This is a genomic window from Paenibacillus sp. GQ49 (genome assembly GCF_059759055.1).
Genome location: NZ_JCAXEL010000006.1, coordinates 302,718 through 314,258, shown reverse-complemented (window position 1 = coordinate 314,258; position 11,541 = coordinate 302,718). Strand labels below are relative to the sequence as shown.

At 48.1% G+C, this 11,541-nt stretch carries 10 protein-coding genes; all 10 read right to left on the bottom strand.

All coding sequences use genetic code 11. The features are described from left to right. Genes AC6CIF_RS14210 through AC6CIF_RS14165 form a run of 10 tightly spaced genes read right to left on the bottom strand, consistent with a single transcriptional unit; the run spans nucleotide 1 to nucleotide 11,536 of the window. The gene (locus AC6CIF_RS14210) at nucleotides 1-435 is read right to left on the bottom strand and encodes a DUF4280 domain-containing protein (RefSeq protein WP_339178265.1); all 435 of its coding nucleotides are present in this window, start codon (nucleotides 433-435) and stop codon (nucleotides 1-3) included. 15 nt (nucleotides 436-450) lie between these two features. Next, nucleotides 451-966, bottom strand: a complete 516-nt coding sequence (locus tag AC6CIF_RS14205) for a hypothetical protein (RefSeq protein WP_498200117.1) — start codon at nucleotides 964-966, stop codon at nucleotides 451-453. Next, complete coding sequence (locus AC6CIF_RS14200) at nucleotides 966-2,072, bottom strand: pentapeptide repeat-containing protein (protein WP_498200116.1); 1,107 nt, start codon at nucleotides 2,070-2,072, stop codon at nucleotides 966-968. Before AC6CIF_RS14200 ends, AC6CIF_RS14205 begins: the two co-directional genes overlap by 1 nt. Nucleotides 2,073-2,108: 36 nt before the next feature. Further along, nucleotides 2,109-3,524: a phage baseplate assembly protein V gene (locus AC6CIF_RS14195; RefSeq protein WP_498200115.1), complete on the bottom strand. Its 1,416-nt coding sequence runs from the start codon at nucleotides 3,522-3,524 to the stop codon at nucleotides 2,109-2,111. A gap of 15 nt (nucleotides 3,525-3,539) precedes the next feature. Further along, entirely contained in the window at nucleotides 3,540-4,178 is a 639-nt protein-coding gene (locus AC6CIF_RS14190) for a hypothetical protein (protein WP_498200114.1), read from the bottom strand. Nucleotides 4,179-4,213: 35 nt separating this feature from the next. Further along, entirely contained in the window at nucleotides 4,214-4,987 is a 774-nt protein-coding gene (locus AC6CIF_RS14185; protein ID WP_498200113.1) for a DNA and RNA helicase, read from the bottom strand. Between the two features lie 31 nt (nucleotides 4,988-5,018). Further along, complete coding sequence (locus AC6CIF_RS14180; RefSeq protein WP_498200112.1) at nucleotides 5,019-7,670, bottom strand: molecular chaperone; 2,652 nt, start codon at nucleotides 7,668-7,670, stop codon at nucleotides 5,019-5,021. 32 nt (nucleotides 7,671-7,702) lie between these two features. Continuing rightward, the gene (locus AC6CIF_RS14175) at nucleotides 7,703-8,392 is read right to left on the bottom strand and encodes an iron-dependent peroxidase (protein WP_498200111.1); all 690 of its coding nucleotides are present in this window, start codon (nucleotides 8,390-8,392) and stop codon (nucleotides 7,703-7,705) included. Between the two features lie 7 nt (nucleotides 8,393-8,399). Further along, nucleotides 8,400-9,692 (bottom strand): normocyte-binding protein, encoded by a 1,293-nt coding sequence (locus tag AC6CIF_RS14170; RefSeq protein ID WP_498200141.1) that lies wholly within the window; start codon nucleotides 9,690-9,692, stop codon nucleotides 8,400-8,402. Then, entirely contained in the window at nucleotides 9,692-11,536 is a 1,845-nt protein-coding gene (locus AC6CIF_RS14165) for a serine/threonine protein phosphatase (protein ID WP_498200110.1), read from the bottom strand. The genes AC6CIF_RS14170 and AC6CIF_RS14165 overlap by 1 nt, the downstream gene beginning before the upstream one ends. Between the last annotated feature and the right edge of the window lie 5 nt (nucleotides 11,537-11,541).

Genomic DNA, 11,541 nt, shown 5'->3' with positions numbered 1-11,541 from the left:
CTAGAAATCCAATTGCTGCCCGTCATCTTCAATCACGATATCTCCACCATACAGACACTTATGTGTACATTGGCTGAGCAGGGCTGCTTTCCCTTCTACCTCGGTATCTCCCTTGCCATGTAGCCAGGACATGGTCAAAACGGGCATACACGGTGCTTTCTTGACTCCATAAATATCGACCATTGTACTGGTCTCTACAGCAGGATTCAGGGGATTGGAGCAGTTACCGAAAGAACCGATATGTATGCCGGGAATGTAATCCTCGACCGTCATCTGTGCCTTACCTTTAATGTAAACCCCATGGCTAAATGGAATTTTCAAACGTGTTCGTTGCGTACCACAGTTGCATTTCAGTATTGCACCAGCAACGACATAGCTTTTAGGTGCATCTCCAGCACTTTGAATCTGCGTGTCTAATTCTTGTTTTTGCGCCATCCGATTATCTCCCTTCTAAGCTGTTAGCTCCTGTTCCAGCTTCACCAGTCGTACGCCTGTGATATCCCGCCGCAGAATACTCTCTGCCAATGCAAGATTCACGATCATGACCGTTTCGCGCAGGTCCACTAATTGGAACAAAGGGACCTCCACCATTTCTCGTCTAAGGACGAGCTGTTCCAAACTGCCGTCCATGCGCCGTTTTGTATGAGGTGACAGCACATTTGCAAGTTCTGGCGGATGAATCGCCCAATATGTTTCCTGGGTCATACGCTCCCTGTCCGTAAGGACAGCCGCCCTGCGCTTCAGGCGGGGCTGATATAGCGTTAACACTTCAAGTAAACGATCTGATACTAGCGGAATCGGATGTTCCATATAATCTGTATAATCCACATGAACTCCACCGCGGACATTCAAGCTGATCGCCGTAAGATCGATGTTGGAATCCTGAAAAGCCTGACTCCATGCCCTTCGCTGAAGTTCACCTACGGGCTCAGTCTCAGCGCGATGAATCCATCTCGAATCTGCCATTAAGCGAAAGTATTGGATAACCCTGTCCTCCCTTCGGCATTGTCAAAAATCGCCCCTTCAATATTGGCATTATTCCACAGTGTATCTACCAGGTTAGCTCCGCTGAAGTTGGCACCTCGAAGGTCAGCCCCTCTGAAATCCGCTCCTTTCAGGTTTGAATTCTTGAAGTTAACTGCATCATACCCAGGTCCCTGTACAAGTCCCTCTGGGTGTCCTATATCTCCAACTACACCTCTAAATACAGCCCCTTGAAGGGAGCAACCACTGAAATCCGCTCCATATATAAGACTATTTGAGAAGTTCATCCCTTCCATTTCGCAATTCCGCCAGCGTGTGCCCACAAGCATGCAACGTTGAAAATCTGTCAATTTCAAATCTATATGCTCAAACCTGCTGAAACGAAAGTCCAAGTCGCTGCACTCCATTTCCGCCATACTCAGCCCTTGAAAGTGCGCATACATGACAGCAATACCGTTGCTTTCCTCCAGTTCCTCACCAATCTCTTCAATGCTTCGCTCTCTCCGATCCAATCGGAATACGCATTCGCTCGCATCAAGATACTCCCCAACACGTACTTCGAAGTTCTGTGCAAGTTGCATTTGCAAATGCAGCTCCATGTCTTCCAGCAAATAGCCGCATCGTCGGATGAAATAGACGAGATACCGATTCACCAAAGCTACCTGCTGCAACCGAATGCGTTCCAGTTCCACAGCCGTCACGGCACCTTGATAAGAAGGTAAAGTCTGTTTCAATCTTTCGATCATCCGTTCTACACATTCGTAGGCCCATTGTGCAGAATAGAACGCTCGCACTGGCCCACGGTCCAGCAACCACGACGAATCACAAGCCTCAACCAGCACATTCATCTCCCCATCAAGTACTTCCGTTCGCAATATAGAGTACTGGATGTAGGCGATTTCCCCTTTTGTCCTAACCTCTTGAGCAAGCGTAACTTCTTTAATAAACTTTCTGAAATGTTCCATATATTTTGCCGTCAATTCGGTTGATCTGCTCTCTAATGTACGCCTTAAATCCTCCATCAGCCTGACTCGCTCTGGCTCCACCTGATCGGCATAAAAGTGCTTCAACGAATCCTTTCGGTTCATTTGCTTACACCCTCCCTCGACTACAAATACATATGTTTAGTTGGATTTCACCTCAGAACCACTCATCTGAGCCTGCCCATCCAATCGGAACGTCCCCCCTCCACCTTCAAGAAGTAACTGGGAACCGGCAGACAATATCATTTTCTTTCCTGCTTTCAGGGAAAGGCTGCCCCCTGCAGACATTGTGACTTGCTGGTTGCCCTTGATTTGAATGCCCTCATCACCACTCAACCTTATAAATACTTCTCCTTCTTTTCCAGTGATTACAATGGAGTCTGGTGTTAGCCTGATCTCCTTGCCATGGGGTGTACGAAAAATTTTGTGATCTGGATTGTTCAATTGATTCGTTCCAGTCACCTGTGTATCTAGTCTGGGCGCTGGCGTAGCATATGCCTCTTCTTCATGCTGGGTTGGAAAATAAACCGCCACCGGATCACCAATCTCTGGCATCACGTACCATCCGGTCTGCCCCTCCGCAATGTAGGGAGACTGATACAGTAGCCATAGTCCATTCTCCGCTTCCTGTTCTTTATCACAATTTAGTTGCACTCTGACATGTCCGCCATGTACCGCAAATATGCGCCCCATTAATGAGCTTCCAGCAATCAGCGGATTGTAGTACGTCTTTTGCCGCAATCCTTTGTGAAGACTTAGCACATATTTATGCTTTAGAATACCTCCGGCAAGTTCCGTATAGGCTTCCGTAAGATACAGACTTCTGCCTCGGAATGAGATATGGTGTCCCAGTTCCATAACTTGATCTGTCTCCACTTCGTATACAATGAAGTCACTTTCATTCACATTTACAGTCTCGTTCTCCGTGAAGTACATGAACGGAGTCATGTTTTTGTGGACGGTATAACGCGTATTATCCAGTTCGATCGAGTTACCATGCTCATATACGCCGAAATAAAATTTGGGGCTGTCGAATTGAGCCGCAGGCATCAGACTCGTATGAAATCGGGAAGCCAGTCTTCTGAGAAATGCCCAGTCTGTTTCCTGATATTGCACGGCAACCTTGCCAATCTTGGCTCCCCCGGTCCCCTCATCGATCACATCCAGTCCCGGATAATCCTGATCCAGCTCTTTTAACAATTCAGGGAGTGTCATCTGGATGTTTTGAAACGTACGCGTTCGCTTCTTGATATCCATCAGGTACGTATGTGAGATTGCTTCAACCTGGAGCGTATATACGCCCCTCACAACCTGCACTTCTACAGATAAAGGAATGCCTTTGAATAGCGGACTTTTGTTCCCCTCCTCGTCCTTTTGCCACACTTCAATCGGGGTACTCTGATCGGTAACATCCACATATCGATCTTTCCATTCCTCGGATACCATGCCTTTGAAAACAAGGCGGGTATGCTCATTCATCTTTTTGCGGATTGTCAATTCTTGCAGATGTACTAGCTCATAAGGTTCAATAATCAGATTTTCATACGTCAGGCTCATGGACTCAGCTCCTCTCTAATTCATTTCGACAATGAGTGTATCCAGAAGTTTACCACCGGGTTCCATCCAATTTTTCTTCTCATCGTCCGTACAGTTAAAGCCATAAACAAGGACTTTCTGATTTAAAATGGTGAACACCATATGGTTATAAATTTGATCATTCAATCCCTGAACAGCGAACTGGCAGAAACCCGTGGAAAGACCAGCATGCGTCACTCGGACGCCGTGCTTTTTCCATTCTCGTACAGGTTGAGTTGCACGAATCACGTCTGCCATCGATTCCGTAAAGGAATTCAACTCTTCCGGAGTAAGACGATGATCCAATGTCTTGAACGTAAAGTTGATCGTTCCCGAATCATTGGTATAGATCCACTCAGGACGATGGGACGACGGATATTTTAACTGAGCTTCTCTTTCTGTCACCAAACGAAATGTGCGGGGAAGAGACACCGTAACCTTGCCCTCGTATAGCTCTGTTCTTCTCAGATGTATCGTTTCCTGTTCAAGGTGTATCATCGTTATTGGCTCGAATGGTTTAACTTCCCTTGAATCAGGAGAGGCTTCAACATCTCTAGTCTCTGTTCCCTGATGAGGTTCACCGTTCAATGTTTTGCCATATAACATCGGGATGATTTTGCGATCCATATGTTCCATAAACGAATTCCATCCTCCCATATCTCTTGAAAATATCAATCCACAATCATACGATGTGGTCCGCCCACCGGCATACCCGAACGTCCCGTTCCCCGACCTGCATTCGCCAGTATGCGATCCAGATATCGATGAATCTGCGCATTATCGTATTCTCTGTACTCCAGCCCCAATCGACTGGCAATGTGATGCAAAATGACGCTACGTGCAACCGTTCCTTCATTGAGACACATCATGGCGAAGACCAGATCGTGGGGATTAGAGGTCCCCGTTCGAAGCAACCTCTCGGCATAATCCTTCATGACAACCGGGGATAAGGTGCTTGCCCCCTCGGCTGCATAAGGGACATGAATGACATGCAGCGTGTTGAACTCCGTTGCCAAGTCGGCAAAGGTCTGATAGTCCCGCCGTAGCCGGGCCCCTTCCTTCAGCTTGAATCTAGCCAGCTCCAACTCACTCGATGTGCACATTGCCTCTTCTTCCAGGAGCAGTTCCGAGTGGCTTATCGTCATGTCACTCACGGTCTCCTCCGCGGTAAACCGAAGCTTCAGCACATTGACCCGTCCCGTAGCTTGGTATGCCAGTTCCATAGGCTCTGTCAGCATATAAAGCCTTCCATTATGCAGCACCATCCCAGGGGCGACGACCAATTTGTCCGGGAACACTTCTACCTCTGCACCTGCAAGAATGCCATCTGCATAACCGCGATAGTACAGTTCGATGTAGTCTCTGGGGAAATCGCGTAGTCCCTCCAACATGGATGTTTTCAGAATTCTTCCCTTGTTAAAATGCGGATACGAATATGTGAACATGAGCGGTGTTCCCCCTTTCTGCTCGTGGTCCTCACTTCATTCCGTCAAAGAAGTCCAGTTCCGACAAGTCTGTTTCAAACGGAAGCAACTTCTGCGATCCCAGATACAGCCGTTCATTTCTGCGAGCTACAGGCAACACATGAAAGCCCCAATGACGATCATCGGGAAAGACAAAAAACTTCGTCTCTCCATTCACGATGGAATCCGTATCATCCTGCGGAATTTTATCTCCATATCGATCTCGAATGTCTTCATAAAGTACCTCTTTATAGAAGTCCGGGCGGTTGGCATATACGAACTTCTGTCTCAGCTGGCCATCACTTCCGCTAAGGTATAACTCCACTTCTGCCGTCTCGAATGGACGGGAAATACTACCCGGAATGCCATCACTTCGATCCAGACTGCTGATCAGCATTTTTTCACGTCCATTATGCGTGTATGCACTTACGGTATACGGAATTACAGCGGCATCATGCGTGATGTCAGCTTGAACGCTTCCCGTTTTGCGGGCACTCAGATAACGAATTGCCCCTCGAAGGCAGGCAAGTTTAAGATCAGGCACACGCCCTTCCGCAGGTTTTTGCCGAAACTCAATGCTTCTGCCTGGAACGAACTCTTTCAGTGCTTCCCGAAATACATCAATGCGGCAGGACTGACCTGTCAACTTGATAATCGAGTACTGGTTCATCCGTCCTTGCCGATAGAAATCATCCAAAAACTTGCGAACCACTTCATAGATATCAGCCTTAATCAGCTGGGTAATTTCCTTGATATTGAACACCACATCAGGGAACTCATATTCATCCTTCAGCTCCCCATTCCGTTCTACCGAGAGGAACCAACGCTCCATGGTGGTGATCTGCAGATCACTGTCCCCGTCGCCCTCCATCTCCGAATGGAATCGGTTACGTAAGATGCCGGTTTTGCGGAAAAATTGCTGCTTCATCTCTTCTGCGATTTCCCACAGAAAGTAGAAGTTGCCTCTTACCCGCAAATATTCGTCCCGTGAACGATTCTCTCGACGCGCAAACGCAGTAGGGATGATGTGTTCTGCCTCCTCATATCGCTGCTCCAGCTTCTGATAAACGGACTTCACACCCTCTTCGTCCACCTGACGGAACACATCCGCACCAGGTGCCTCAATCAGGCTATCAATATCCGTCACCTGACGGCGTCCGCTATAGTAGTCGGCGAATACAATTTTCATGAATTGCATAATACGATAGGTAATGTTGTGACCTCCGAAGTTCGTATCCCCATTTTCGTAGGTAGTATGGATATCCAGCTTGTACGCCATATGTCCGTCCTCGATCGTAAAGGCACATGAAGACAAATCCGTCGTTCCACCGCCACAATCAATCACGAGCGCATGATACGTCTGCCCTTCCATGAAAGCACCACGTTCCATGCCGTCAGCAAGGGTGTTATAGAGCACAGCCATTCCCTCATCCAGCGCATACGTCTGCTCAATCCGATAATCCGGAAGCATCTCTCCGAACATCTGCAAAAACTGTGTTTTCATCTTCACGGGACTGGTAAAATGCACATGCCGAAACTTGCACTTGAACTGATGCTCTGCCGTTCGGATGATGTAGTTCATGTACGCACGCAGCAGATCCATACGAGAAACCATGGCCGCATTGCCATGAACATCGACAATTTCTTCCATTTTGTTGTAATTGTTCACCCATCGCTTCATACTGCGGAAGACACTCGCCCGGCTGCTGTACCCTCCCCGACGCATACTTCGCAGCGCTTCATAGCCGAACTCGTAACGAATGTTCGCTGGATCCGAGCACTCTGCCACCCCAATGGCCGTAGGCAGGACTTCGATCCAGTCCGTATCTTTGTATGTAGGATGGGGAAAAGCAACATAGTTAATGGCATCCATACGGACTCGTCCATTCAGCAAATCCTGGCTGCTTGGCGCCTGAATATAACCGTTATGCAAATAGGCGCCTGCCGTCGTATTGGAGGTGCCAAAATCAATTGCAAGCACTGCTTCTGTCGGTTCAAGCTCCCGGATGTCCAGATCTGCCAGTGGGATTTGAGTATATTGAATATGAACCGGTGGAAGCGGTCTGCTGGAATAGTAGGTCTGATATAGATACTCCGAGTCGCGTTTACGGAAAAAGAGAAGACTGTACTGTCTGTTGCCCGATTTCTTCCAGGTCGACCCACTTCCTGCCGTCAAATAAAAGGTTCCCGATACAGAGTCGTCCTTAACCAGGTTGAAGATGCCACACAGCTCCATGCTCTCATTGACTAAAAGTACGTTGGATTCGGTTAATCCACCCGGTGCCGTGACCACATATCGATCCAGCTTGTCCACGTTCAATCCTTCGTACAGAATCAGTCGCGCAGGCACACTAATGCCTCCATCACTGCTCATGGGAGCCGTCATATGACGAGAGATAGCCTTTTGTATACGCTCGAATCCACCTTCAACAGACTGATCGATCCACAATACATCGTCCGCTCCCAGAAATTTTAAAATAATCCGAATCAGTTCTTCCCGCTCCGTCCGAGGGCCCAATCCCTCAATTAACCGTTCCTTGTAACAAATGTTCCGTAATTGGAATGTGGTCATGTCCATCAATTCTTCACGCGTATAACGCATGGTTCCTCTGGAACGTTCCCTGCTCGTGGCATCAGGATACAATCGGTATGAATAGCCGTTCATCTATACTTCCTCCTTACAACTGCTGATGCTGCTTAATATAGGGCAATCCCGTCCTGTATCATCGTATAGTCCACATCCAGAATGCCAAAATGATGCCCCCAGTATATTTCCGTGTCGAACCGAACCGGCAGAAAGAGTTCAAGAATCAGTTCCAGCTTCTCCTTCGCTTCCGTACGCTCTACCTGACCAATGTACAAAAGCAATTCATCCTTTTCCTCACAATTGGCATAAAGGGTTGAACGCGGGAACATTCGAACAAGGGTATCCCTCAGCAGATGAACCGCCTCACCCGTATCATACAAACGGAGCATATTGCAGGCGATCACTTCCTGCTCCTCCTGTCCGAACAGCTCCATTCGCCGCCGAACCCGATCCCCGTATACACCCGAATGCATATCATTCAGAATGAAGCGAATATAATACTCCCTCTTGTTCATCCCCTGCATCAAATCCATATCCGCCAGAAAATGAATAACCAGATCAAAGAGCGCTTCCCGCAACTCCACCTGCTCTTCATTATTGATATCGAAGAGGTCCCGGAAAATATCAAAAAAGCGATAATACGGATTGACTTCAACCGTGCCTTCCACGCCTGAAGCATTCAGGTTCGTTTGGCTAAGTTCCATGTAAGGCGAATATACACGTGCTGGCACAAAGGTTACGTCGCGCAGATCGGTTCCATTACGCTTGGCCCGAATAATGAGATCCCAGATGTAATTCATGCTGTACTCACACCCATTCCCCTTCGCAGCAGTATTCGGGGAAAGCCAGCTGGATTTCGGATACCAGAAAGCTCAGCAGATCATCCAGAAAAATGGCCTGTCCCGGCTGCTTCTCGTGTCTGCTGAACCTTAAAATCATTCGATGTTTATCTGTCTCAACACGGACATGGTCGCTAACAAATGCATTAAGTGGGTACGTGACTCCCAAAGCGGATCCTGGCGCCACCACTTGTACATCTTCCAGTTCCAAACCCTCTGCTGCCTGAAAAGCGTGAACCATGCGGGCAATCTCCCCTTTGGACCGCACAGAACGCCCTTCCTGACGCGCATATTTACCGGCAAACCCTTCCCGTTTGTTATTGGAAAACAGCGGATAGTCCATTCTGCCAATGCGGGTTGCGACAGGACCAGCTATTTTCAGCACCGTCCATGAATCGGATTTTTCCAGCGGAGATACGATCGTGATATCTTCTTCCGATCTTTTGATATACCGAATATGCGATTCGTCTCCATCGACCAGATATCCGTGCTCCGTTCCGGTTTTGCGGAGTGGCAACACATGTTCATAATTGATTCGGTCCGAAGCCGGAACAGGGAATCCACCCGTTTTCATATCCAGCTTCTGAATGTTCCACAGCGGAATCATATTCGTTCTTTTATAAGACTCAAACTCTTCGAGATGGATGGAAAGTTCCTTGACAGCATGTTGTTTGTCCCATGCTTCTCCATCGTCCGAACTGACCAGAACACAATCAACGAATTTGAACACATAGGGTGCATTGATCGATTTCCATGGCAGACTGTTCTTACGAAAGACCCGGTACAATTCTTCAACTTTGGAGATATACGCTGCACTTGATTTCAACCGAACCGTTATGGCATGTCTGCCTTCACTCGTTATAATCTCCCCGCGAAATGTCCGATTACTGTTCAGTAGAGATTGAAGTTCCTGTTGCCCACACTCCATGTAGAACGTAAATAATTTCATCTCTTCCTTACGCGCCAGTGCCTCTGAAGCCTCACTCAAATAGACGGTCTGTGGTTCAACATCCTCAGGAATGATCGGGTACAGAAATTCATGAATGGGGTCCAGATCTTCCCGCGCGCATAATGTGACATATACATCATGACGTTCCTCCTGCGGCAATACCTCATCGAAAACTCGTTGCTCAATCTGTTTGTTCAGCGTCTCCTGATACTCCACAAGATTAAGAAAAACGCCTGTCATGAGATCTTTGAGCATGCGGCGTTGTTCCAGATCCTCCATCTTGTTAAGACGGTCACGAATCATGTTTTTCATCATGAATCTCCTCCTTCCGATGATTCCTGTTCGTTCACGTCAGCCTCCGTAGTGTCGGTGCTTCCGTCAGCCTTGGAGGCAGAATTACTGCTAGCACTACTTGTCGTTTTTCCAAAAGAAGCACCTGAGCCAGAAGCATCCGCATTGCCATTTCCAGCCGAGGTGACATCACCAGTGGAAGAACCGTTCCCCACTGTATTGCCTGTGCCCATACTTCCGGTACTGCCGGTCATATCCGAGGTCATTCCCGATGTATTTGCTGTATCTAATCCTGCCGTATCCTGCGTAAGATCAGCCGCCGGTACCGGTGGGTTTAATTTCTCATCCAGTTTGTTTATTTTCCGCTCCATGGCCAGCACACGTTCCAGCATATCGATCTCTTGATAAATTCCCTGTGCCGAAGCATAGGCATCCATGGCTCCGCTGTAGTCTCCGGCTTCATTGAAGCGGTCACCCTTCTGTTCCAGCGTATCTGCCTGAAGCTGCCGGGATTGCCGCTTGATATCTGCACGTTTGGTCTCGGCCGTCTCCAGTTGCGTAGCAATTTCCTTCAGCGCATCCTTGTAAGCTGTCTCCGTAGCGGCTTTCCTGGCCCTTTTATACAAAATGATCGCTCCACTGTAATCTCCGTTCTGGAGTTTCAGATCGCCTTCGGTGATCCAGTCTTGTACTTGCTGGAAGGTGGTCATCTGCTCCAGGCGCTCCTGAATAACTTCCCGGTTGAACATGCTATAGGATTCAGACAATTCCAAAGCTTTGGTGTAACTCGCGGTTGCTTTGGTAATGTCGCCTTCTTTCAGGTGAGCTTCCCCATCAACCAGCGTCTGAGCAGCAGCCATCTTCGCGGTCAACAGCTTTTTATGTATCGGGTCCTTGATTTTGATGGAATTATTGCGCGCCAGGCTGTAGTCCGAGACTGCCTTGGCATACTCTTGTTCCTTGACGTACTGGTCTGCGGTCTGTTCATATTGCAGCATATCTACGGCCAATTCAGCTTTTTTGGCTGCACTTTTCACCGCGTAGAATATGCCGGCTCCACCAAAAATCAGGAGCATAACCAGCATGATGGCAATCCGCTTAATCCATTTCTTACGGTTCTTGGGCTCTTCATGAAAAATCTTGTTCACATATATGGCTGCCGCACTATAATTCTCGATACGTGCACGCTGCTTGCTAAGCATCACTTCTTCAAGTGTATCCGCTAGCGTCTGTGGGTCATTGGCACCTTCAACCGCATCGATCATCTCGGCATCCTGAACCCCCTCCCACAATCCAGGGGTGCATAGCACAAGTACATCGCCATCGGCCAGCTTGATCTTATCCGATACATACGGCCTGATCATGCCAGGTTTGCCCGCATATTCGTTCAGATTGCCGCGTTCATCATGCTGATCCACACGATCTTCTGCAATCTGGCCTTCGGCTGCCAACTGAGCAGCAACGCTATGATCTTTGCTTTTTAGTGCAAGCCGATTTCCACGAAAATGATACAAGCGGCTGTGTCCGGCAGATGCCCACACCATACGTGTATAATCTGTCACAACAATGACGAATCCCGCTTTGAGCCTGACTCGGCGGCTTTCATACTGCAACCATTCATGGGCAATCTTGATATACTCCGTTAGTCTGCGTTTGGACATGGTTGGCTTTTCCAAAAAGGATTCCAGAATGGTCTGCACTGTGATCTGTGCGCTATTCACTTCCGTATCTGTATCCAGGCCATCTGCAATGACATAACAGGCCCAATCTTCCAGCTCAACGCAGCCGTAGAAATCCCGATTTTTCAGGAAAGATCCTGCTTCCGAGACAAAAGCCGTCTTGAATTCACTGTTCTCCTTCCTCATCCGTC

Bases quoted from the DNA above. Each gene is read 5' to 3' on its own strand.
- AC6CIF_RS14210 (WP_339178265.1), bottom strand. From the start codon at position 435: ATGGCGCAAAAACAAGAATTAGACACGCAGATTCAAAGTGCTGGAGAT.
- AC6CIF_RS14205 (WP_498200117.1), bottom strand. From the start codon at position 966: ATGGCAGATTCGAGATGGATTCATCGCGCTGAGACTGAGCCCGTAGGT.
- AC6CIF_RS14200 (WP_498200116.1), bottom strand. From the start codon at position 2,072: ATGAACCGAAAGGATTCGTTGAAGCACTTTTATGCCGATCAGGTGGAG.
- AC6CIF_RS14195 (WP_498200115.1), bottom strand. From the start codon at position 3,524: ATGAGCCTGACGTATGAAAATCTGATTATTGAACCTTATGAGCTAGTA.
- AC6CIF_RS14190 (WP_498200114.1), bottom strand. From the start codon at position 4,178: ATGGAACATATGGATCGCAAAATCATCCCGATGTTATATGGCAAAACA.
- AC6CIF_RS14185 (WP_498200113.1), bottom strand. From the start codon at position 4,987: ATGTTCACATATTCGTATCCGCATTTTAACAAGGGAAGAATTCTGAAA.
- AC6CIF_RS14180 (WP_498200112.1), bottom strand. From the start codon at position 7,670: ATGAACGGCTATTCATACCGATTGTATCCTGATGCCACGAGCAGGGAA.
- AC6CIF_RS14175 (WP_498200111.1), bottom strand. From the start codon at position 8,392: ATGAATTACATCTGGGATCTCATTATTCGGGCCAAGCGTAATGGAACC.
- AC6CIF_RS14170 (WP_498200141.1), bottom strand. From the start codon at position 9,692: ATGAAAAACATGATTCGTGACCGTCTTAACAAGATGGAGGATCTGGAA.
- AC6CIF_RS14165 (WP_498200110.1), bottom strand. From the start codon at position 11,536: ATGAGGAAGGAGAACAGTGAATTCAAGACGGCTTTTGTCTCGGAAGCA.